The sequence below is a fragment of the Streptococcus infantis genome (assembly GCF_047464715.1).
Lineage (GTDB): Bacteria > Bacillota > Bacilli > Lactobacillales > Streptococcaceae > Streptococcus > Streptococcus infantis_S.
The window spans coordinates 748,235-770,120 of the sequence record NZ_JASHBJ010000001.1 but is presented as its reverse complement, the minus strand read 5'-3'; the positions used below and the strand labels follow the sequence as shown (position 1 = coordinate 770,120).

Sequence of the window (21,886 nt, the reverse complement as noted above, 5' to 3'; positions counted from 1 at the left end):
CCTTTTTTTCTTTTCTTATTTTTGGTATAATTAATCATATTAATAGGAAATATTTATGGGGGCTTTACAATGAAAAAAGCGAAAACCGCAGTAGTCTTGGGAGCATTTATAATCCTAGGAATGGGAGCAAAGGTAGAAGCAGATACTGTTCCACAATCTGGTGTGAACAGAATTCACTTTATCAATACAAAGGGAAGTCCAGGAACAGATGCCATATTACTTGAAAGCAATGGACATTACGCACTGATTGACATGGGGGAAGACTATGATTTTCCAGATGGCAGTAATCCACTATACCCATTAAGAGTTGGAACAACGACATCGAATTTCTATGCAATTGAAGATAGACTTTTCCGTCATTTAGATCAATTGGGTGTTAAAAAGTTAGATTTTATACTTGGTACTCATGTTCACAGTGATCATATTGGTGGTGCGGACGAAGTTCTACAAAGATATAAGGTAGATAAGTTTTATCTAAAACGATATTCAGATGATCGTATCTCGACTCAATGGGGATTGTGGGATAATCTCTTCAATTATAATAATGCACTAAATGCTGCAAAAAAATATGAAGTTAATGTTGTACAGGATATCTCTGAAAAAGATAGTCATTTCAAATTTGGCGACATGGATATCCAACTCTATAATTATAAGAATGAATATGGCCCAGATGGAAAATTAAAGAAAGTATATGATGATAATCCAAATTCCATTGTTTCTGTGATTACAGTCAATGGCAAGAAAATTTATTTAGGTGGGGACCTTGATAATGTTTATGGAGCTGAAGATCGATTAGGACCAAAAATTGGGAAAGTTGATTTGATGAAATGGAACCATCATCTTGACGGAAAAGTTTCAAATAGTATTAATTTTCTTAATAATCTTTCGCCATCTATAGTTGTACAAACAACGGGGTTGGATATTAACGTTCAAGCAACTAGAGATAAATTGAAGCAAATGAATGTTCAACTCGTTCATGCATCAAGCGACCGAAAAGATGCGACAGTATTTGATATCACAAAAGATGGCATTAATAACATTTCTCAAGAATTTCCAGATATTCAAAGTACAAGTGCACGTTGGGTAACTGAAGATGGATTTAAGAAATATTATTTTGGTGATAGACAAATGGCTACAGGCTGGCATACTTTTGATGGAGATAAATATTTCTTCAATGGTAAAGGTCATCTGCAACAAAATAAATGGATTCAAGATTTTGATGCGGAGGGAAACCTTAAATCCTTGTATATGGATAAAGAGGGGCGCTTAAGAACATCTGAATGGCTCCTTCTTGATGGTCATTGGTATTATGTTAATACTAAAGGATATCGAATGGAAGCTGAATTGGCTATTATCAATGGAAAAACTTACTATTTTGATGAAAAAGGAGTCATGCAAACCGGAACTAGAACCGTCAATGGCACAGCCTTGTTCTTTGATAATACAGGAGCTCTCTCTAATGAAGGTAAACCATTATCTTGGAACAAAATTGGAAACAAATGGTATTACCTTGATGAAAATAGGAATATGACCATTGGTTTCAAAGAGATTGATGGTAAATTGTACTATTTCAATCAAATCGGTGAAATGGGGACAGGATGGCAGTACTATCTTCAAAAATGGTATAACTTTAGCGCTTCAGGTGAAATGAGACATGGCTGGATTAAGGATGCCGGTAAATGGTACTATCTAGATCCAAAAACTGGAGAAATGGCCACCGGGGTGAAAAAAATTGATGGTATCCAATATCGCTTCAACGATGGCGGTGTTATGGCGACAGGTTGGGAAATATCAGACGGTAAATGGTACTATTATACAGCTAGCGGTGAACTCAAAAAAGGCTGGCTAAAATACAATAATGAATGGTACTATTTCGAATCAAAAGATGGAGAAATGGTCATAGGCATTAAAGAAATCGATGGCCAAAAATACAGCTTTAAAGATAGTGGTGCCATGGCGACGGGCTGGAAGCAAACAGATGGCAAGTGGTACTATTACGCTGCAAGCGGTGAAATGAAAAAAGGCTGGCTTAAAGATGCCGGTAAATGGTATTACCTAGATCAAAAAGACGGAGTAATGGTTACAGGCGTCAAAGAAATTGATGGTATCCAATATCGCTTCAACGATGGCGGTGCTATGGCGACAGGTTGGAAACAAATAGACAGTAAATGGTACTATTATGCAACTAGTGGCGAAATGAAAAAAGGCTGGCTTAAAGATGCTGGCAAATGGTACTACTTAGATTATAAAGATGGCGCTATGGTTACTGGTAGACGAGAAATCGACGGGGTTAAGTATAGCTTCAATGGTAGTGGTGCTATGGAAACTGGATGGGTTTCTTATGGAACAGACTGGTACAATTATAAAGCCTCTGGCGCTATGGAGACTGGTTGGTTCATGTATGCTGGTAAGTGGTTCTTCTTAGACCATGAAACTGGAAAAATGGTTACAGGAATGCATGAAGTTTCTGGAGATAACTATTACTTTAACAACGCTGGTGAAATGAGAACAGGTTGGATTCAGGAAAAAGGTGAGTGGTATTACTTCAAAGCAAGTGGTGCAATGCTTCGTAATGGAACTACACCTGATGGTTACAAAGTCGATGGTGAAGGTAGATGGCTACCTAATGGGGTAACGACAACAACTACAACGACCACAACGGAAACAACAACTGCTGAGGAAACTACTCAAGAACAGACAACGAAAGAAACAACCATTGAATCGACGACGGTAGAACCTAAAGCTGAAGTTGCAACAACAAGTGAAGATAAATCAATTCCTGCTAGTAGTGATAAAGCCTCTTAATATTTTTTAAGAAAATAAAATATTTCGGGTATACATTTTAAGAAAGAATCAAGCAACATTATGTAGCTTGATTCTTTTTTGTATAGCTTTCATATTACCAATGCTTATTTTCAAATAAATAGCGTAAAGACTGTAAAAAATATAAACTTATTCCGACAATCTGATATAATAGTAAGAGAACTCGATTTAAGGAGAAATATATGTCGGTTTCAGTAAAAGAAGTAATTGAGAAGCTTAGATTAGACATTGTCTATGGGGAGCCTGAATTACTTGAAAAGGAAATTAATACTGCAGATATAACGCGACCTGGTCTTGAAATGACAGGCTATTTTGATTACTATACTCCAGAGCGTATTCAATTGTTGGGGATGAAGGAATGGTCTTATCTGATCAGTATGTCTTCTCACAACCGTTATACTGTTTTGAAAAAAATGTTCCTACCAGAAACACCTGCGGTCATCGTTGCCCGTGGTTTGGTGGTTCCAGAGGAAATGTTGAAGGCTGCTAGAGAATGTAAAATTGCGATTTTAACTAGTCGTACAGCAACCAGTCGTTTGTCTGGAGAACTATCTAGCTATCTTGATTCACGTTTAGCGGAACGTACAAGTGTACATGGGGTCCTAATGGATATCTATGGTATGGGTGTTTTGATTCAAGGTGATAGTGGAATCGGTAAGAGTGAGACAGGTTTAGAACTAGTTAAACGTGGTCACCGTTTGGTAGCAGACGATCGGGTAGATATCTATTCTAAGGATGAAATGACTCTCTGGGGTGAACCTGCTGAAATCTTGAAACATCTGATCGAAATTCGTGGAGTAGGGATCATCGATGTCATGAGTCTATACGGTGCCAGTGCCGTTAAGGATTCTTCACAAGTTCAGCTAGCTGTTTATTTGGAAAATTATGATACAAATAAGACCTTTGATCGCTTAGGAAATAATGCTGAAGAACTAGAAGTTTCTGGAGTTACCATTCCACGTATCCGCATCCCAGTTAAAACAGGGCGCAATATTTCTGTTGTTATCGAGGCGGCAGCTATGAATTATCGTGCAAAAGACATGGGCTTTGATGCGACGCGTCTGTTTGAAGAAAGATTGACGAAATTAATTGAAAAGAACGAGGTGCAAAATGATTGATCCAGTTGCTTTTCAAATAGGTCCATTTGCCATTAGATGGTATGCACTTTGTATCGTTTCAGGCCTTATCTTAGCGGTATATTTGGCAAGTAAAGAAGCTCCTAAAAAGAAAATCTTATCAGAAGATATTCTGGACTTTATCTTAGTGGCTTTCCCTTTGTCAATCATCGGCGCGAGACTTTACTATGTTATTTTTAAATTTGACTATTATAGCCAACATTTAGGGGAGATATTTGCTGTCTGGAATGGTGGTCTTGCGATTTACGGCGGTCTAATTACCGGAGCGATTGTACTTTATATTTTCGCAGACCGTAAATTAATCAATACCTGGGATTTCTTGGATATTGCAGCTCCGAGCGTTATGATTGCTCAGAGTCTAGGACGTTGGGGGAATTTCTTTAACCAAGAAGCCTACGGAGCAGCCGTTGAAAATCTTGATTACTTACCTGGTTTTATTAAGAACCAGATGTATATTGATGGTTCTTATCGTCAACCAACCTTCCTATACGAATCTATCTGGAACCTGATTGGTTTTGCATTAATTATTATTTTTAGACGCCGATTAAATGGTATTCGTCGTGGTCATATAACAGCCTTTTACTTAATTTGGTATGGTTTTGGACGTATGATTATTGAGGGTATGCGTACAGATAGTCTCATGTTCTTTGGACTTCGAGTATCTCAGTGGTTGTCTGTTCTATTAATTGGACTTGGTATTTATATTATCGTTTATCAAAATCGGAAAAAAGCATCATTTTATAATGTAAAAAAGGAGAATTAAAATGTTAGAAGTTGCTTATATCATTGTGGCAATTGCCTTGGTTGTATTCTTAGTTTATTTGATTATAACCCTTCAAAAAGTTGGTCGTGTAATCGATGAAACTGAAAATACTGTTAAAACGCTAACTTCAGATGTGAATGTCACTCTACATCACACAAACGAACTGCTTGCAAAGGTCAATATTCTTGCTGATGATATCAATGTCAAAGTTGCAACCATTGATCCACTCTTTACAGCTGTTGCAGACCTTTCTGTTTCTGTCTCTGACTTAAATGAGCAGGCTCGTGTCTTGAGTAAAAAAGCATCATCTGCAGGTTCAAAAACATTAAAGACTAGTGCAGGCTTATCTGCCGTTCGTATTGCAAGTAAATTTTTTAAAAAATAAAAAGGAGATAACTCATGGGTAAATTATCATCAATCCTTTTAGGAACCGTTTCTGGTGTTGCAGTTGCCTTATTCCTAACAAGTGAAAAAGGGAAACGTGTGACTAGTCAAGCACAAGACTTTATTGAAGATCTAAAAGAAGACCCTGAATACGCTAAAGAACAAGTCTGCGAAAAGCTGACTGATGTCAAAGATCAAACCAAAGAATTTGTTCTTAAAACAAAGGAACAAATAGAATCAGGCGAAATTACCTTGGATTCAGTTCTTGAAAAATCTAAATCTTTAGCTCAACAAGCTACTGAAGCTTCAAAAGAGACCTTGAATAATCTCAAGGAACAATTGGAAGAAAAAGTAGTTGTTGAAGACCAAGAAGATGGTCAAGAAATTGTCATCGAAATCGAAGAAGACTAAAATAGAATCACTATTCTTGATTTTCTAAAGAATCAGGAATGGTGATTTTTTTCTTGAGGGAAGTCTTTGTGGTATAATAAATACTATGCAGAAGAAACCAACATCAGCTTACGTGCACATTCCATTTTGTACACAAATCTGTTATTATTGTGACTTTTCAAAGGTCTTTATTAAAAATCAACCAGTAGACACCTATCTAGAACATCTACTGCAAGAATTTCATTCTTATGATATTCAGAAGTTGCGTACTCTTTATATTGGAGGTGGGACACCGACAGCCTTGTCCGCTTCTCAATTAGAAGTTTTGCTGGATGGTTTGACTAAGAATCTGGATTTGTCTGTTTTAGAAGAATTAACAATTGAGGCTAATCCCGGTGATTTGGATGAGGATAAGATTGCAGTTTTGAAAGATTCAGCAGTTAATCGTGTTTCATTGGGTGTGCAGACCTTTGATGACAAAATGCTGAAAAAGATTGGTCGTAGTCATTTGGAGAAAGATATTTATGAAAATATTGACCGTCTCAAGTTAGCAGGATTTGATAATATTTCTATTGACTTGATTTACGCTCTTCCAAGTCAGACTATGGACCAGGTCAAGGACAATGTTGCCAAGGCCATCGCTCTTGATATACCTCATATGAGCCTTTATAGTTTGATTCTAGAAAACCATACGGTCTTTATGAATCGTATGCGTCGTGGGAAATTACCACTTCCTAAAGAAGAAGTAGAAGCTGAAATGTTCGAATATATCATTGCTGAATTAGAGCGTGCTGGTTTTGAGCATTATGAAATTTCAAATTTTTCAAAACCTGGCTTTGAAAGTCGTCACAATCTTATGTACTGGGATAATGCTGAGTATTATGGTATAGGTGCAGGTGCGTCTGGCTATGTAAACGGTGTTCGCTATAAAAACCATGGGCCAATCCGCCATTATCTAAAGGCAGTAGAAGAAGGCAATGCTCGCATCAATGAGGAACACCTGAGTCTAAGGGAACAAATGGAAGAAGAGATGTTTCTTGGACTTCGCAAGAAGACAGGAGTTTCAAAAGCAAGATTCGAAGAAAAATTTGGCACATCTTTTGAAAATTTATATGGTCAAGTTGTAAGAGATTTATGTCATCAAGGTCTTTTACAAGTAGAAGGTCAACAAATACGAATGACAAAAAAAGGTCTCTTTTTAGGAGATACAGTAGCAGAACGATTTATATTGGAGTAGAATTATGGGCTTAACTTATCAAATGAAGATGAAAATTCCTTTTGATATGGCTGATATGAATGGCCATATCAAGCTACCAGATGTTATCTTGTTGTCCCTGCAAGTATCAGGAATGCAATCAATTAATCTAGGAGTGAGTGACAAGGATGTTTTAGAACAGTATAATCTAGTTTGGATTATCACTGATTATGATATCGATATTGTACGTTTACCTCAATTTGCTGAGGAAATTACCATCGAAACAGAGGCCTTGACTTACAATCGTCTATTTTGCTACCGCCGTTTTACTATTTATGATGAAGCTGGTCAAGAAATCATTCGCATGGTAGCTACCTTTGTCCTTATGGATCGTGATAGTCGGAAGGTTCATCCTGTAGAACCTGAAATAGTCGCACCTTATCAATCTGAGTTTTCTAAGAAACTCCTTCGCGGGCCAAAATACGCAGAGCTGGAAGAAGCGATTAGCAAAGATTACCATGTCCGTTTTTACGACTTGGATATGAATGGCCACGTCAATAACAGCAAATACCTAGACTGGATTTTTGAGGTCATGGGGGCAGATTTCCTAACCAATCATATTCCTAAAAAAATCAACCTCAAGTATGTCAAGGAAGTTCGACCAGGTGGTATGATTACTTCTAGTTACGAATTGAATCAACTAGAAAGCAATCACCAAGTCACAAGTGATGGCGATATCAATGCTCAGGCAAAGATAATTTGGCAAGAAATTAACACAGATTAGAAAGTAATATATGACTTATAAAGGCTATTTAATTGATTTAGACGGTACAATTTATAAAGGAAAAGATAGAATTCCAGCGGGAGAAGCTTTTGTTCACGAGCTGCAGAAAAGAGAGATTCCCTATCTTTTTGTAACAAACAACACTACTCGTACACCTGAAAGTGTCCAAGAGATGTTGGCAAATCAGTTTAATATCGACACACCTGTATCGACAATCTATACTGCAACCTTAGCGACCATTGATTACATGAATGACCTGGGACTTGAAAAGACCGTTTATGTGATTGGAGAAGCAGGGCTCAAGGAAGCTATTCAAGCAGCTGGTTATGTTGAAGATAAAGAAAATCCAGCCTATGTGGTTGTTGGTCTAGACTGGCAAGTAGACTATGAAAAATTTGCTACGGCAACCCTAGCTATCCATAAAGGTGCTCACTTTATCGGTACTAACCCAGATTTAAATATTCCAACTGAACGTGGTCTTTTGCCTGGTGCTGGTTCACTGATTACTCTTCTCGAAGCAGCAACTCGCGTAAAACCAGTTTATATTGGGAAGCCAAACGCTATTATTATGGATAAGGCTGTCGAGCACTTAGGACTTGAGCGCCAAGAAATTGTCATGGTCGGGGACAATTATCTGACTGATATTCGAGCTGGTATTGACAATGGAATTCCGAGCCTTTTGGTGACGACAGGGTTTACAAAACCTGAAGAAGTAGCTGATTTACCAATCGCGCCAACCCATGTCCTCTCAAGTCTTGCGGAGTGGAATTTCGATGAAAACTAAGTTTACTTTTGGTGGGAGTCTTCTCTTTCTTCTCTCCCTTGCCATTTTATTGACCATTTATCTAGCTTGGTTGGTTTACCCTCTGGAGATTTCTTGGTTAAATCTGACCAGCCGTATTCCTTTCCAATCTCAGACCATCCAACATAACTTTAATGTGTTGATGAATTATTTGACCAATCCATTGAGTCAAGTATTGGCAATGCCGGATTTTCCATCGTCTGCTTCTGGGCTCCATCATTTTGCAGTTGTGAAGGGACTCTTCCATCTGACTCAAGGAGTAGCCATAGTTACTCTACCGATTTTTTATCTTTTTTGGAAGCAAGTCATTCAGAAAGGGTTTCTGTCTCTTTATCGCAGAGGACTTTTGATCATGCTTTCTCTACCTTTGGTTCTTGGTTTAGTTGGTGTTTTCATTGGATTTGAACAGTTCTTTACCTTGTTCCATCAGATACTGTTTGTAGGTGATGATACCTGGCTGTTTGATCCTGCAAAAGATCCAGTTATTCTCATCCTACCAGAGAATTTTTTCTTGCATGCCTTTCTCCTATTTTTCTGCTTGTATGAACTGCTTTTTGGTTTCATGTATCTACTAAGTTGGAAAAAATTACCGAAAAAAGAATAAATGCATAAAATTGTTTTAAATAATTGTACGAAAAACCTATTTTTCTTTAAAAAGTAGGTTTTTTTACGGAAATAACTAGTCAAGCGCTTTATTTTTTTGTATAATAGAGTTAGAAAAGTATGCAAAGAAGAGAATAGCATGATTACACTATTTTTATCACCGAGTTGTACATCATGTCGTAAGGCAAAGGCCTGGCTTGATAATCATAAAGTGCCTTTCCAAGAGCACAACATTATGACCAGTCCTTTATCAAGAAAAGAGTTACAACACATTCTTTCCTTGACCGAAAACGGTACCGATGACATTATTTCAACTCGTTCAAAAATTTTCCAAAAGTTAAATATCGATGTGGAAAGTATCTCGGTGACAGAGTTGCTTAATTTAATTGAGCAATATCCTAGTCTTTTGCGTCGTCCAATCATCATTGATGATAAACGTATGCAGATTGGCTTTAATGAAGATGAGATTCGTGCATTTCTTCCTCGTAGTTATCGTAAGCAAGAATTGAAAGAAGCTACATTAAGAGCTGGTATTAATTAGATGAATAAACAGTATAGTTACCCACTAGATTTGTCGTGGAGCACTGAAGAACTTGCTTCAGTGCTTTCTTTTTTTAATGATGTTGAAGCTGCCTATGAAACACAGGTAGATGCTAAGAAACTATTAGATTCCTACAAGGTATTCAAGTCAGTTGTGCCTAGCAAGAGCGAAGAAAAACGTTTGGGACGTGAGTTTGAATCAGTTAGTGGATACTCTTTCTACCGTGCAGTCCAGTTGGCCAAAGAAAAAGGAGAAGGGAAGGTTTCACTTGGAAAATAAATTTACATTTGCCAAAGAAATTGTCAGGGAAGCTGGGGAATACATTCTCCAGCATATGAAAGAAGATCTCCATGTTGAGAGAAAGTCTTCCCCTACAGATTTGGTAACTAAGTTAGATAAAGAAGTTCAAGACTTACTTATTAAAAAAATCCGTTCTCGCTATCCAGATGATCTATTTTGTGCAGAAGAAGGCTGCATGCGTGCAGCAGTAGGACAAGGTTCGGTATGGATTATTGATCCTATTGATGGAACCAACAACTTCGTAGCACAAGGTGAAGATTTTGCCGTTATGCTAGCCTATTTTGAGGATGGTGTTGGGAAATTTGGGATTATCTATGATGTTATGAAAGGTGACTGCTACCATGGTGGAGGAGACTTTCCGCCTTGTCGCAATGATGAACCTTTACCACCATTTAAAAAGAAACCCTTGAGAGAATTTTTGGTAGCTGGTAATTCTGGAATGTTAGCGACTAACGAATGGGGCTTAGCAGATTTGGGAAACGCTGCACTTGGGACACGAGTTTATGGTAGTGCCGCTATTAGTTTTGCCAAGGTGCTATCAGGTCGACTTTTAACCTATATCACTTATTTACAACCTTGGGATTATGCGGCTGCAAGTATCCTAGGTGAGAGTTTGGGTTATAAGGTTTTTACGATTGCTGGTGAGGAAGTCGATTTTCAAACACGACAGGCCGTTATGATGGTGCCAGTCGAGATGAAAGATGAGATTCAATCCTATATCTATGAAAGGAAATAAATCTACATGCAATTTCCAGATGGATTTGTAAAAAAATACGAAACAATATTGGGAGATGAGGCAAGAGCTTTTCTTGCCTCTTTTGATGATGAGGCTGTTTCTGCTTTTCGTATCAACCCTTTAAAAGAAAGACAGCTTTCTTTTTCAGATGCTATTCCCAATACACCCTGGGGCTACTATGGGAAGGTTTCAGGGAAATCACCAGAACATGTAACTGGCTTGGTCTATTCACAAGAACCTGCCGCACAAATGGTCGCTCAAGTAGCCCAGCCAAAGCCAGGTATGAAGGTCTTGGATTTGGCAGCAGCTCCGGGTGGGAAATCTACTCAACTGGCCTCCTATCTCGCAGGTGAGGGACTTCTTGTTTCCAATGAAATTTCAAGCAAACGGTCAAAGATTTTAGTTGAGAATATGGAACGCTTTGGAGCGACTAATGTTGTTGTAACCAATGAATCTGCAGACCGTTTAGCCAAGGTTTTTAAAGGTTATTTTGATCTGATCGTTTTAGATGCGCCTTGCTCGGGTGAAGGGATGTTTCGTAAACAACCTGATGCCATGGATTACTGGAGTGTCGATTATCCTAGCCAGTGCGCTAGTTTACAACGTGAGATTTTAGAAGATGCGGTTACTATGTTGGCTGATGGTGGTCGACTAGTCTATTCAACCTGCACCTGGGCGCCAGAAGAAAATGAAGAAATCATTAAATGGTTACTGGAAAACTATGATTTTGAATTGATTCCAGTGGAACATATAAATGGTATGTCACAAGGCATCAACCAACCTGAGACAGCTCGTATGTATCCTCATCTCTTTAAGGGAGAAGGTCAGTTCGTGGCCCATCTTCAGTTTAAAGGTCAAAACAAGGCTGGGAAGTTCAAACCTTCTAAATCCAACCTATCTCATGAACAGATTTCCTTATGGCAGGATTTTGAGAAGAAACATCTGAAAGAAAAACTGACCGGTGTTCTACAAGTTTTCGGTGACCAGCTTTATCTCTTGCCAGAAATCCTACCAGATTTAGGAAAACTTAGAATTGCTCGTAATGGTCTTCATCTCGGGACTTTTAAGAAGAAACGTTTTGAACCAAGCTTTGCTCTGGGCCTAGCTTTAAAACCAAGTCAAGTCAAGCAAGGAATCGAAATTCATCAAGAAGACTTTGTCAAATATGTGGCTGGTGAAACAGTCCAATTAGCTGAAACTCTGCCAAATGGTTGGTACCAAGTTTTGGTTGGTGGAAATGGTCTAGGTTTTGCAAAAGTAACCGGAAATACCTTGAAGAATTATTTTCCCAAGGGCTTGAGGTTTAAGGTGAAAAACTAGTCAAAAACTGTATTCTATGTTATAGTGGAAGTATGGATTTTCCCTGAAAACAATAGAAAATAAGGGCAAAAATTCAAGCTATTCATCATTATTTTCAAGGAGACAAATAGTGAAAAAATTTAAAAAACTCACCATCTCTCTTGCAACTCTTTTACTTGCTGGTTCGCTAGCAGGGTGTGCAAGTTGGATTGATCGTGGGGAATCTATGACAGCTGTAGGTTCAACTGCCCTTCAACCCTTAGTCGAAGCGGCAGCAGATGAGTTTGCGTCAGCTCACATTGGTAAAACAGTCAATGTTCAAGGCGGTGGTTCAGGTACAGGTCTATCTCAAGTCCAGTCTGGAGCGGTAGACGTCGGTAACTCGGATGTATTTGCCGAGGAAAAAGACGGAATCGATGCATCTGCCTTAGTTGACCACAAGGTAGCTGTTGCGGGGATAGCTGTTATCATCAACAAAGAAGTAGATGTTGATAATCTTACGACAGAACAACTTCGCAAAATTTTTACAGGTGAAATTACCAACTGGAAAGAGGTTGGCGGTAAGGATTTAGCTATTTCTATTATCAACCGTGCTGCGAGCTCAGGTTCTCGTGCTACCTTCGATAGTGTTATCATGGATGGGAAATCAGCAGTTCAAAGTCAGGAGCAGGATTCAAACGGTATGGTGAAGTCCATCGTTTCCCAAACCCCTGGAGCTATTTCCTACCTAGCATTTGCATATGTTGATGATTCGGTTGGGACAATTAAGCTCAATGGTTATGAACCAATCTCTGAAAATGTAACCACTAATAATTGGCCTTTGTGGTCTTATGAACACATGTATACTCTTGGTGAGCCAAATGAATTGGTTGCAGAATTCTTGAACTTTGTTCTTTCAGACGAAGCGCAGAATGGAATTGTTAAAGGAATGGGCTATATTTCTGTCAAGGAAATGAAAGTCGAAAAAGATGCTGCAGGTACTGTGACAGCGATAGAAGGGAGTCAATAATGAATCAAGAAGAATTATCTAAAAAATTGCTCTCTCCTTCAAAAAACTCTCGTCTTGAGAAATTAGGAAAAGGTCTAACCTTTGCTTGCCTTTCTTTGATTGTCATCATCGTTGCTATGATTTTAATCTTTGTAGCCCAAAAAGGTTTGTCAACCTTCTTTGTCAATGGTGTGAATATCTTTGATTTTCTCTTTGGTGCAACTTGGAACCCTTCAGGTAAACAGTTTGGCGCCCTTCCAATGATTTTAGGTTCCTTTATCGTTACCATTCTATCAGCTCTGATTGCAACACCATTTGCCATTGGGGCAGCTGTCTTTATGACAGAAGTATCACCAAAAGGAGCTAAGATTTTGCAACCTGCTATTGAACTACTCGTCGGGATCCCTTCAGTAGTTTATGGGTTTATCGGTTTACAGGTCGTGGTACCATTTGTACGTAGTGTCTTTGGTGGAACGGGTTTCGGTATTTTATCAGGGATTTTCGTTCTCTTTGTTATGATCTTGCCGACTGTAACCTTTATGACAACTGATAGCTTACGTGCAGTTCCTCGTCACTATCGTGAAGCTAGTTTAGCCATGGGAGCTACTCGTTGGCAAACTATCTGGCGTGTAACCTTGAAGGCTGCTCGTTCAGGTATTTTTACGGCTGTAGTCTTTGGTATGGCGCGTGCCTTTGGTGAAGCCTTGGCTATTCAGATGGTTGTCGGTAACTCAGCAGTTGTTCCAACTTCATTGACAACGCCAGCAGCGACTTTAACATCTGTATTGACTATGGGAATTGGAAATACAGTTATGGGAACTGTTGATAATAATGTTCTTTGGTCACTAGCCTTAGTATTGCTCTTGATGAGCTTGGCCTTCAACAGTGTGATTAAATTGATTACGAAAGAAAGAGGAAAGAAAAACTATGCACGCTAAGAAATTAGATAAACTTGCAACAGCTGTCCTCTATACCATCGCAGGAATCATCGTGACAATTCTAGCTTCTTTGATTCTTTATATTCTAGTTCGAGGCTTGCCTCATGTTTCATGGTCATTTTTGACAGGAAAATCATCTTCTTATCAAGCAGGTGGTGGTATTGGAATTCAGCTTTATAATTCCTTCTTCCTTTTGGTCATCACCTTATTCATTTCTGTACCATTATCCATGGGGGCTGGAATTTATTTGGCTGAGTATGCTAAAAAAGGCCGTGTTACCAATTTCGTTCGTACCTGTATTGAGATCTTGTCTTCTCTACCATCTGTTGTTGTAGGTCTCTTTGGTTACCTTATCTTTGTAGTCCAGTTTGAGTATGGTTTTTCAATTATTTCTGGTGCCCTGGCTTTAACTGTTTTTAACCTTCCACAGATGACACGTAATGTTGAAGACAGTTTGAAGCACGTTCACCATACACAACGTGAAGCTGGTTTAGCACTTGGACTTTCTCGTTGGGAAACAGTCCTTCATGTCGTCATTCCTGAAGCTCTACCTGGAATCGTTACAGGTGTAGTACTTGCATCAGGTCGTATTTTTGGTGAAGCTGCAGCTCTTATCTACACAGCAGGACAATCAGCACCAGCACTTGACTGGTCTAACTGGAATGTCCTAAGTGTATCTAGTCCTATCTCTATCTTCCGTCAAGCAGAAACCTTGGCTGTTCATATCTGGAAAGTCAACAGTGAAGGAACTATTCCTGATGGAACTCTTGTTTCAGCAGGTTCAGCTGCGGTGCTCCTCATCTTTATCTTAATCTTTAACTTTGGAGCTCGTAAACTCGGAAGCTATCTACACAAGAAATTAACCGCTGCCTAAAGGAGAAGCCATGTCGAAATATAATTGGGATGAAAGGCATATCATTACTTTTCCAGAAGAAAAAGTGGCCCTCTCTACGAAGGATTTACATGTTTACTACGGTAAAAACGAATCCATCAAGGGCGTGGATATGCAATTCGAAAAAAATAAAATTACGGCCTTGATTGGTCCATCAGGGTCTGGGAAATCAACTTACCTACGCAGTCTCAATCGTATGAATGATACCATTGATATTGCTAAGGTGACAGGACAGATTCTCTATCAAGGAATTGACGTTAACCGTCCTGAAATTAATGTTTATGAAATGCGTAAACACATCGGAATGGTGTTCCAACGTCCAAATCCATTTGCTAAATCAATCTATCGCAACATCACCTTTGCACATGAACGTGCAGGTGTTAAGGACAAGAAAGTCCTAGATGAAATTGTTGAAACCTCACTTCGCCAGGCTGCCCTCTGGGATCAGGTTAAAGACGACCTTCATAAGTCAGCCTTGACGCTTTCAGGTGGTCAGCAGCAACGTCTCTGTATCGCGCGTGCTATTTCTGTAAAACCAGACATTCTCTTGATGGATGAGCCGGCGTCAGCCTTGGATCCGATTGCGACAGCTCAGCTTGAGGAAACTATGCTGGAGTTGAAGAAGGACTTTACCATTATCATCGTAACTCACAGTATGCAACAGGCTGCGCGTGCAAGTGACTACACAGGATTTTTTTACTTGGGTGATTTGATTGAATATGATAAAACTGCTAATATTTTCCAAAATGCTAAGCTACAGTCAACCAATGACTATGTAACAGGACACTTTGGTTAGGAAGGGAACAGTATGACAGAACCGATTTTGCAGGTTTCAGACCTGTCAGTCTATTACAATAAAAAGAAGGCCTTGAATAGTGTTTCCTTATCATTTCAACCCAAGGAAATTACAGCCCTTATCGGTCCGTCTGGATCTGGGAAGTCAACACTTCTAAAGGCTATTAACCGAATGGGTGACCTTAATCCTGAAGTGACGACAACTGGATCAGTGGTCTATAATGGTCACAATATCTATAGCCCTCGTACAGATACAGTTGAATTACGTAAGGAAATTGGAATGGTATTCCAACAACCCAATCCTTTCCCTATGTCTATCTATGAAAATGTCGTCTACGGTCTCCGTATCAATGGGGAAAAAGACAAGCAGGTCTTAGATGAAGCAGTGGAAAAGGCTTTACAACGTGCTTCAATCTGGGATGAGGTCAAGGATCGCTTGCACGACTCTGCTATTGGTCTTTCAGGTGGTCAACAGCAACGTGTTTGTGTAGCGCGCGTATTGGCGACTAGTCCTAAAATTATCCTTTTGGATGAACCAACTTCAGCCTTGGACCCTATTTCTGCGGGTAAGATTGAGGAAACCTTGTATGGTCTAAAAGACAAGTACACCATGCTTTTGGTCACTCGTTCTATGCAGCAAGCATCTCGAATCTCTGATAAAACAGGCTTTTTCCTTAATGGAGATTTGATAGAATTTAACGATACCAAGGAAATGTTCCTCTATCCTCAACATAAGGAGACTGAGGACTATATTTCAGGTAAATTTGGATAAGGAGTGAAAAGATGTTACGATCTCAATTTGAAGAAGATTTAGATAAATTGCACAACCAATTTTACGCGATGGGGCAAGAAGTTCTTTCCCAAATCAATCGTACAGTGCGCGCTTTTGTGACACACGACCGTGACTTGGCAAAAGAAGTCATCGAACAAGACGCAGAAGTAAATGAATACGAATTGAAACTTGAAAAGAAATCATTTGAAATCATTGCCCTTCAACAGCCAGTTTCACAAGACTTACGTACAGTTCTAACTGTTCTAAAGGCTGTTTCAGACTTGGAACGTATGGGGGACCACGCAGTATCCATTGCTGAAGCTACCATTCGTATGAAGGGTGAACAACGTATCCCAGCAGTTGAGGAAGAAATCAAAAACATGGGACGTGATGTGAAAGCCTTCGTGGAAACAACTCTTGAACTTTACCTTAACGGATCAGTTGATAAGGCATACGAAGTTGCAACCATGGATGAAAAAATTAACCATTATTTCGAAAATATTCGTGACCTTGCAACTGAAGAAATCAGAAAAAATCCAGATGCTATTGTCACAGGACGTGATTACTTCCAAGTCATTTCATACTTGGAGCGCATTGGTGACTATGCAAAGAATATCTGTGAATGGGTTGTTTACTTTGAAACAGGTAAGATTGTCGAATTGTAAAATTGATTAAATATACAGAAAAGGAGCCTAAAAATGAATAAAAGCTCCTTTTTTGATAAAGAAAACGAAGAAAATAAATAAATATTAATTTTATACTTGACAAAGTAGTTTAATAGGTTTATAATTATACAAAATTGACAGAAAGGTTGTTTATTTATGAAATTTAAAAAATGGATATTTGTATTATGTAGTTTTCTTGCAAGTTTCTTTTTAGTAGCTTGCCAATCATCTAGCTCAAGTTCACAGTCTGCAGTAGAGGCAATCAAACAAAAAGGGAAATTGGTGGTTGCAACTAGCCCAGACTATGCACCATTTGAGTTTCAAGCACTTGTGGATGGTAAGAACCAAGTCGTAGGTGCTGATATTGATATGGCCCAAGCAATCGCTGATGAACTTGGAGTGAAATTGGAAGTTTCAAGCATGAGTTTTGATAACGTCTTGACTAGTCTTCAAACAGGAAAAGCAGATTTGGCAATTGCGGGAATCAGTGCAACTGAAGAAAGAAAAGAAGTCTTTGATTTCTCAATTCCTTACTATGAAAACAAAATTAGCTTCCTAATCAGAAAAACTGATCTTGAAAAATACAAAGATTTGGATTCTCTAGCAAGTGCAAATATTGCTGCTCAAAAAGGAACTGTCCCTGAATCTATGGTCAAAGAACAACTTCCTAAAGCTCAGTTGACTTCATTGACAAATATGGGGGAAGCTGTTAATGAACTTCAATCAGGTAAGGTTGATGCTGTTCATATGGATGAACCAGTTGCTCTAAGCTATGCTGGTAAAAACTCTGATTTGGCAGTTGCTACAGTAAGCTTGACCATGAAAGAAGGCGAAGCAAATGCTGTAGCTATCAAAAAAGGCAATTCAGATTTGAAAGAAGTAGTTGATAAGGTGATTCAAAAACTGAAAGATGACGGAACTTACCAAACCTATCTTGAAAAAGCTTCTAAATTAACCGAAGTAGAACAATAAAAAAATAACAGAGTTGGATTTTAGTCCAGCTCTGTTTTTAAGTAGTTTAATGTTGTTTCAAGATTTTCTAAAGGAACCTTAGCAAATTGATAAGGACAAGTTTCGATGTAAGACGATTCGAAAAAGTCGAGATTTAAAGGACTATGTTTGAGACTTGCAATCTTAGGATAGTCTCTAAGATCAAGTAAGACTCCATCATGGAGAGGATAGATTGGCAAGGAAATGGGATAGTTATTTAAGAGTTGTTGGATGTGTTCCTGACTTTTTTCCTGAAGTGCTAATCTTGCTAGTCTGTTTTTCTTAAAGAGTTGACTATCGATATAAAGAGATAAGGCTTTTTGCATGATAAGGTTGTTATCATAGTCCAGAATATTTTTATAAGTTACAAAAGCATCCTTGATAGCATTTGGAAGAAGAAGTGCAGTTATCCGGAGGGCAGGAAATAGACTCGTAGAAAAAGATTTGATATAAATGACCAAATCATGCTGGTCCAGATAATGAAAGGTTTGTCCCATTTTAGGATCCAAGTCACCTAGATAGTCATCTTCAACGATATAGATTTGATATTTTGCTGCCAAATCAAGGATAGCACGTTTTTCCTCTTCAGAATAAGAATGTCCGAGAGGATAGTGGAAACGAGGAATGGTATAGAAAAACTTAATGTTGCCACTTTTAAAATGTTCCTCAAGTTCATTCAGGTCAATACCATCTACTCTACGTTCAATGGTTTGAAAGGTGATGTTTTGAGCCAGTAGCAGTTGATTCATTCGGTGATAGGTCGGTTGTTCAACCAGTATTTCCTGAGCTCGCCCTGGAAAATCAATCTGCGAAAGAATAAACAGTGCCTGCTGGGTTCCAGACGTCATGACTAACTGGTCGGATTTACTATAAATCGCTTGATCAAAAAGTAATGTCTGAACAGATTTTCGTAATTCTTCTAGTCCCTCTTGGTTTTCATAGTAGTTGTAGAGATAATTTTCTCGTCCAATCAAGCTTTCATTGACGCAAAGCCGAAAATCATCATAGGCAGCTACATGTTCATCGTTAACTGAGATAATTAGGTCTTCGTGACTGGTTTGTTGTTCCAAAACATAATAACCACTTTGGGGCTTGGAGTAGATGTAATTTTCGTATCGAAGTTCCATGAGGGCACGCTGAATAGTGTCCTTACTGCAGTGGAAATCTTGACTGAGTCTTCGGATAGAAGGCAGGCGACTTCCTGTTTGAAGTTTACCTGATTCTATCTCATTTTTTAGATAGTGTACGACTTGTTCGTACTTGCTTTCTTGCTTCATCCCAGACCTCTCTTGATTTTGTTACATTGTACCTTTTTTTTAAAAGTTTGGCAATGTTATACTCTTCAAAATCTCTTCAAACCGCGTCAACGTCGCCTTGCCGTACTCAAGTAAAGCCTGCGGCTAGTTTCCTAGTTTGCTCTTTTATTTTGATTAAGTATTAAATGGCAGTCTAGCGTTCAATTCTAATCAGAAATGTGATATACTTAGTAAGTAAAATTTCAAGAAGAGTGAGATGATGAAGGTGCAAGAACCAGTTAAATTATTCCAATACAATACTTTGGGAGCCTTGATGGCTGGACTTTACGGTGGGACTATGACCGTTGGTGAATTGCTTGAACATGGAGATTTAGGACTAGGAACTCTAGATTCCATTGACGGGGAATTGATTGTCTTAGATGGGAAGGCTTATCAAGCTAAGGGGTCAGGTGATAAACCTGAAATCGTTGAAGTGTCGCCAGATGCTCTGATTCCTTATGCGGCAGTTGTACCCCACCAGGCAGAGGTTATTTTTCGTCAGCGTTTTGAAATGACTGATCAGGAACTTGAAAAACGTATTGAGTCCTATTATGATGGGGAAAACCTATTTCGTTCGATTAAGATTCACGGTGATTTTAAACATATGCATGTTCGCATGATTCCAAAATCAACAAGTGAAACAAAGTTTGCTGAGGTTGCGACTCATCAGCCTGAATATAGCTGTGACAATGTTTCAGGAACTATTGTTGGTTTCTGGACGCCAGAGATTTTTCATGGAGTTAGTGTTGCGGGTTACCATTTGCACTTTATCTCAGATGACCTAACCTTTGGTGGCCACGTTATGGACTTTGTTATCAAGGAAGGAATTGTAGAGGTAGGAGCTGTTGACCAGTTGGATCAACGTTTCCCTGTTCAGGATCGTCAGTATCTCTTTGCTAAGTTTAATGTAGATGAGATGAAAAAAGATATCGAACAAGCAGAGTAAGAGGTGCAAGGTATGAAAATTCATGTAATAATTACTATGATAGCTTTAGTTGTATTTCTTATAGCATCCATTTGGTATGCAAAAAAGAAATACAAGATTAACCTTTCTGTACTAGGTCTTGGGGCAGTAGCATTTTTTGTCTCATCTCAAGTACTGGAGAAAATCGTTCACCTTTTGGTGCTTCATCCACAAAAAGATGGAACCATTTCGCTCATGCAGGAGCATCCTTTTTTATATGTCCTTTATGGAATTGCTATGGCAGCTCTCTTTGAAGAAACAGCTCGTCTTGTTTTCTTTAAATGGTTAGAGAAGAAGAGAAGCTTAGAAGATTCAGATGCCTTAGCCTATGGGTTGGGGCATGGAGGTTTGGAGTTGCTCTACCTCGGAATGGGAAGTTTGATTAGTCTTTTGATCCTCCTTTCATTATTAGAGTCTCCAAATCCCGATGTAGCAAATCTCCTTCCCAAAACTACACTCGAAACAGTCCAATCTCTATCTGGATGGCAGGTTTATTTACTCGGTGTTGAGCGTGTGCTTGCTCTTGTTATGCAAATTGGTCTCTCTTTCTGGGTTTATCAAGCAGTCCGTCAAAAGAATTGGATTTACCTATTAGCTGCTTATGGTTTGCACGCCTTATTCGATCTAGCTCCTAGTCTTTCACAGGTTGGTTGGATTTCAAATCCGCTTCTTGTCGAAGGATTGTTAGCAGTGGAAGTTGTTTTATTTGTATACTTTACAAAGTCAATTTTTTATAAAAAACAATAAACGAAAAGAGGCCTAGCCTCTTTTTAATTTGTATGAATAAAAAAGCTTTTCAAATCATCGAAAAAAATCGCTAAAAATGGTATAATGGAATGAATTTTATAAAAGGATAAGAAAAATGACTGTATTAGATAAATTAAAAGAAACCTTAGAAGGAATTGATATTCGATTCGATGAGCCATTGAAAACTTATACCTATACAAAAGTTGGAGGGAAAGCAGATTACTTAGTTTTTCCTCGTAATCGCTACGAGATGGCTCGTGTTGTTAAATTTGCCAATCAAGAAAATATCCCATGGATGGTTCTTGGAAATGCAAGTAATATTATCGTTCGTGAAGGTGGCGTTCGTGGTTTTGTCATCATGTGTGACAAATTGAATAATGTCACAGTTGATGGTTATACCATTGAGGCAGAAGCTGGAGCTAACTTGATTGAAACAACTCGTATAGCTCTGCGTCATAGTTTGACGGGTTTTGAGTTTGCTTGTGGAATTCCAGGAAGCGTCGGTGGTGCTGTCTTTATGAACGCTGGTGCCTATGGTGGTGAGATTGCTCATATCTTGCAATCGTGTCAGATTTTAACAAAAGATGGTGAAATCGAGACTTTATCTGCCAAAGACTTAGCCTTTGGTTACCGTCATTCAGCTATCCAAGATTCTGGAGCAGTTGTCTTATCGGCTAAATTCGCACTATCTCCAGGAAATTATGAGACTATCAAACAGGAAATGGAACGCTTGACTCATTTACGAGAACTCAAACAACCGTTGGAATATCCATCTTGTGGTTCAGTCTTTAAACGTCCAGTTGGGCATTTTGCAGGGCAATTGATTTCAGAAGCTGGTTTGAAGGGCTACCGTATCGGTGGTGTCGAAGTCTCAGAAAAGCATGCAGGCTTTATGATTAATGTAGCTGACGGGACTGCAAGAGACTATGAAGACTTAATTGAGTCTGTCATTGAAAAAGTTAAAGAACATTCAGGTGTTACCCTAGAGCGAGAAGTTCGTATCTTGGGTGAGCACGAATAGCATTATTACACATTATACAAAGATTGGGATTTTATCGCTAGATGAGATTTAGGCCATTTTATG

The 21,886-nt window shown here is 38.8% G+C and carries 24 protein-coding genes; 23 read left to right on the top strand and 1 reads right to left on the bottom strand.

Features of this window, described 5'->3' with window-relative positions; genetic code table 11:
* Positions 1–69: 69 nt before the first annotated feature.
* The 20 genes from QM419_RS03900 to QM419_RS03805 all read left to right on the top strand — a co-directional run bounded on the left by QM419_RS03900 (position 70) and on the right by QM419_RS03805 (position 17,778).
* Complete coding sequence (locus QM419_RS03900; RefSeq protein WP_414277953.1) at positions 70–2,805, top strand: MBL fold metallo-hydrolase; 2,736 nt, start codon at positions 70–72, stop codon at positions 2,803–2,805.
* A gap of 200 nt (positions 2,806–3,005) precedes the next feature.
* On the top strand, positions 3,006–3,941 hold the full coding sequence (hprK, locus tag QM419_RS03895; RefSeq protein WP_074324899.1) for an HPr(Ser) kinase/phosphatase: 936 nt from the start codon (positions 3,006–3,008) through the stop codon (positions 3,939–3,941).
* Positions 3,934–4,722: a prolipoprotein diacylglyceryl transferase gene (lgt, locus tag QM419_RS03890; protein WP_414277952.1), complete on the top strand. Its 789-nt coding sequence runs from the start codon at positions 3,934–3,936 to the stop codon at positions 4,720–4,722. The genes hprK and lgt overlap by 8 nt, the downstream gene beginning before the upstream one ends.
* A 1-nt stretch (position 4,723) precedes the next feature.
* Positions 4,724–5,107, top strand: a complete 384-nt coding sequence (locus tag QM419_RS03885) for a DUF948 domain-containing protein (protein ID WP_414277951.1) — start codon at positions 4,724–4,726, stop codon at positions 5,105–5,107.
* Positions 5,108–5,121: 14 nt separating this feature from the next.
* A complete protein-coding gene (locus tag QM419_RS03880; RefSeq protein ID WP_414277950.1) occupies positions 5,122–5,517 on the top strand; it encodes a YtxH domain-containing protein in 396 nt (131 codons plus the stop codon).
* Positions 5,518–5,602: 85 nt separating this feature from the next.
* A complete protein-coding gene (gene hemW, locus QM419_RS03875; RefSeq protein WP_414277949.1) occupies positions 5,603–6,733 on the top strand; it encodes a radical SAM family heme chaperone HemW in 1,131 nt (376 codons plus the stop codon).
* 4 nt (positions 6,734–6,737) lie between these two features.
* Positions 6,738–7,475, top strand: coding sequence for an acyl-ACP thioesterase domain-containing protein (locus QM419_RS03870; protein WP_414277948.1), 738 nt, complete (start codon positions 6,738–6,740; stop codon positions 7,473–7,475).
* A gap of 10 nt (positions 7,476–7,485) precedes the next feature.
* Positions 7,486–8,259, top strand: coding sequence for a TIGR01457 family HAD-type hydrolase (locus tag QM419_RS03865; protein ID WP_045615608.1), 774 nt, complete (start codon positions 7,486–7,488; stop codon positions 8,257–8,259).
* Complete coding sequence (locus QM419_RS03860) at positions 8,249–8,881, top strand: TIGR01906 family membrane protein (protein ID WP_414277947.1); 633 nt, start codon at positions 8,249–8,251, stop codon at positions 8,879–8,881. Before QM419_RS03865 ends, QM419_RS03860 begins: the two co-directional genes overlap by 11 nt.
* 138 nt (positions 8,882–9,019) lie before the next feature.
* Positions 9,020–9,421, top strand: a complete 402-nt coding sequence (locus QM419_RS03855; protein WP_006148218.1) for a Spx/MgsR family RNA polymerase-binding regulatory protein — start codon at positions 9,020–9,022, stop codon at positions 9,419–9,421.
* On the top strand, positions 9,422–9,700 hold the full coding sequence (locus QM419_RS03850; protein ID WP_414277946.1) for a UPF0223 family protein: 279 nt from the start codon (positions 9,422–9,424) through the stop codon (positions 9,698–9,700).
* Positions 9,690–10,457, top strand: a complete 768-nt coding sequence (locus tag QM419_RS03845) for an inositol monophosphatase family protein (protein WP_414277945.1) — start codon at positions 9,690–9,692, stop codon at positions 10,455–10,457. The genes QM419_RS03850 and QM419_RS03845 overlap by 11 nt, the downstream gene beginning before the upstream one ends.
* A 6-nt stretch (positions 10,458–10,463) precedes the next feature.
* Positions 10,464–11,777 carry an RsmF rRNA methyltransferase first C-terminal domain-containing protein gene (locus tag QM419_RS03840; RefSeq protein WP_414277944.1) on the top strand — a complete coding sequence of 438 codons (1,314 nt, stop codon included), beginning with the start codon at positions 10,464–10,466 and terminating at the stop codon, positions 11,775–11,777.
* Between the two features lie 109 nt (positions 11,778–11,886).
* A complete protein-coding gene (locus tag QM419_RS03835) occupies positions 11,887–12,765 on the top strand; it encodes a phosphate ABC transporter substrate-binding protein PstS (protein ID WP_414259294.1) in 879 nt (292 codons plus the stop codon).
* A complete protein-coding gene (gene pstC, locus QM419_RS03830) occupies positions 12,765–13,682 on the top strand; it encodes a phosphate ABC transporter permease subunit PstC (RefSeq protein ID WP_006150773.1) in 918 nt (305 codons plus the stop codon). Before QM419_RS03835 ends, pstC begins: the two co-directional genes overlap by 1 nt.
* A complete protein-coding gene (gene pstA, locus QM419_RS03825; RefSeq protein ID WP_006150807.1) occupies positions 13,672–14,556 on the top strand; it encodes a phosphate ABC transporter permease PstA in 885 nt (294 codons plus the stop codon). The genes pstC and pstA overlap by 11 nt, the downstream gene beginning before the upstream one ends.
* Positions 14,557–14,566: 10 nt before the next feature.
* The gene (gene pstB / locus QM419_RS03820; protein WP_000049858.1) at positions 14,567–15,370 is read left to right on the top strand and encodes a phosphate ABC transporter ATP-binding protein PstB; all 804 of its coding nucleotides are present in this window, start codon (positions 14,567–14,569) and stop codon (positions 15,368–15,370) included.
* A 12-nt stretch (positions 15,371–15,382) separates the two neighbouring features.
* The gene (pstB, locus tag QM419_RS03815; RefSeq protein ID WP_223338828.1) at positions 15,383–16,141 is read left to right on the top strand and encodes a phosphate ABC transporter ATP-binding protein PstB; all 759 of its coding nucleotides are present in this window, start codon (positions 15,383–15,385) and stop codon (positions 16,139–16,141) included.
* Between the two features lie 11 nt (positions 16,142–16,152).
* Complete coding sequence (gene phoU / locus QM419_RS03810) at positions 16,153–16,806, top strand: phosphate signaling complex protein PhoU (protein WP_303405063.1); 654 nt, start codon at positions 16,153–16,155, stop codon at positions 16,804–16,806.
* Positions 16,807–16,962: 156 nt separating this feature from the next.
* Positions 16,963–17,778 (top strand): ABC transporter substrate-binding protein, encoded by an 816-nt coding sequence (locus QM419_RS03805; protein ID WP_414277943.1) that lies wholly within the window; start codon positions 16,963–16,965, stop codon positions 17,776–17,778.
* 20 nt (positions 17,779–17,798) lie between these two features.
* Here the strand turns inward: QM419_RS03805 and QM419_RS03800 are convergent, their stop codons facing one another.
* A complete protein-coding gene (locus QM419_RS03800; protein ID WP_414277942.1) occupies positions 17,799–19,073 on the bottom strand; it encodes a PLP-dependent aminotransferase family protein in 1,275 nt (424 codons plus the stop codon).
* A 235-nt stretch (positions 19,074–19,308) separates the two neighbouring features.
* On the opposite strand from QM419_RS03800, the gene budA reads away from it, so the two are divergent.
* The 3 genes from budA (at position 19,309) to murB (ending at position 21,823) form a co-directional block, all read left to right on the top strand.
* Positions 19,309–20,037 (top strand): acetolactate decarboxylase, encoded by a 729-nt coding sequence (gene budA, locus QM419_RS03795; RefSeq protein WP_414277941.1) that lies wholly within the window; start codon positions 19,309–19,311, stop codon positions 20,035–20,037.
* A 12-nt stretch (positions 20,038–20,049) separates the two neighbouring features.
* A complete protein-coding gene (locus QM419_RS03790) occupies positions 20,050–20,802 on the top strand; it encodes a YhfC family intramembrane metalloprotease (RefSeq protein ID WP_414277940.1) in 753 nt (250 codons plus the stop codon).
* A gap of 115 nt (positions 20,803–20,917) precedes the next feature.
* A complete protein-coding gene (gene murB / locus QM419_RS03785) occupies positions 20,918–21,823 on the top strand; it encodes a UDP-N-acetylmuramate dehydrogenase (RefSeq protein ID WP_036754579.1) in 906 nt (301 codons plus the stop codon).
* Positions 21,824–21,886 lie beyond the last annotated feature (63 nt).

Bases quoted from the DNA above. Each gene is read 5' to 3' on its own strand.
- QM419_RS03900 (WP_414277953.1), top strand. From the start codon at position 70: ATGAAAAAAGCGAAAACCGCAGTAGTCTTGGGAGCATTTATAATCCTA.
- hprK (WP_074324899.1), top strand. From the start codon at position 3,006: ATGTCGGTTTCAGTAAAAGAAGTAATTGAGAAGCTTAGATTAGACATT.
- lgt (WP_414277952.1), top strand. From the start codon at position 3,934: ATGATTGATCCAGTTGCTTTTCAAATAGGTCCATTTGCCATTAGATGG.
- QM419_RS03885 (WP_414277951.1), top strand. From the start codon at position 4,724: ATGTTAGAAGTTGCTTATATCATTGTGGCAATTGCCTTGGTTGTATTC.
- QM419_RS03880 (WP_414277950.1), top strand. From the start codon at position 5,122: ATGGGTAAATTATCATCAATCCTTTTAGGAACCGTTTCTGGTGTTGCA.
- hemW (WP_414277949.1), top strand. From the start codon at position 5,603: ATGCAGAAGAAACCAACATCAGCTTACGTGCACATTCCATTTTGTACA.
- QM419_RS03870 (WP_414277948.1), top strand. From the start codon at position 6,738: ATGGGCTTAACTTATCAAATGAAGATGAAAATTCCTTTTGATATGGCT.
- QM419_RS03865 (WP_045615608.1), top strand. From the start codon at position 7,486: ATGACTTATAAAGGCTATTTAATTGATTTAGACGGTACAATTTATAAA.
- QM419_RS03860 (WP_414277947.1), top strand. From the start codon at position 8,249: ATGAAAACTAAGTTTACTTTTGGTGGGAGTCTTCTCTTTCTTCTCTCC.
- QM419_RS03855 (WP_006148218.1), top strand. From the start codon at position 9,020: ATGATTACACTATTTTTATCACCGAGTTGTACATCATGTCGTAAGGCA.
- QM419_RS03850 (WP_414277946.1), top strand. From the start codon at position 9,422: ATGAATAAACAGTATAGTTACCCACTAGATTTGTCGTGGAGCACTGAA.
- QM419_RS03840 (WP_414277944.1), top strand. From the start codon at position 10,464: ATGCAATTTCCAGATGGATTTGTAAAAAAATACGAAACAATATTGGGA.
- pstC (WP_006150773.1), top strand. From the start codon at position 12,765: ATGAATCAAGAAGAATTATCTAAAAAATTGCTCTCTCCTTCAAAAAAC.
- pstA (WP_006150807.1), top strand. From the start codon at position 13,672: ATGCACGCTAAGAAATTAGATAAACTTGCAACAGCTGTCCTCTATACC.
- pstB (WP_000049858.1), top strand. From the start codon at position 14,567: ATGTCGAAATATAATTGGGATGAAAGGCATATCATTACTTTTCCAGAA.
- pstB (WP_223338828.1), top strand. From the start codon at position 15,383: ATGACAGAACCGATTTTGCAGGTTTCAGACCTGTCAGTCTATTACAAT.
- phoU (WP_303405063.1), top strand. From the start codon at position 16,153: ATGTTACGATCTCAATTTGAAGAAGATTTAGATAAATTGCACAACCAA.
- QM419_RS03805 (WP_414277943.1), top strand. From the start codon at position 16,963: ATGAAATTTAAAAAATGGATATTTGTATTATGTAGTTTTCTTGCAAGT.
- QM419_RS03800 (WP_414277942.1), bottom strand. From the start codon at position 19,073: ATGAAGCAAGAAAGCAAGTACGAACAAGTCGTACACTATCTAAAAAAT.
- budA (WP_414277941.1), top strand. From the start codon at position 19,309: ATGATGAAGGTGCAAGAACCAGTTAAATTATTCCAATACAATACTTTG.
- QM419_RS03790 (WP_414277940.1), top strand. From the start codon at position 20,050: ATGAAAATTCATGTAATAATTACTATGATAGCTTTAGTTGTATTTCTT.
- murB (WP_036754579.1), top strand. From the start codon at position 20,918: ATGACTGTATTAGATAAATTAAAAGAAACCTTAGAAGGAATTGATATT.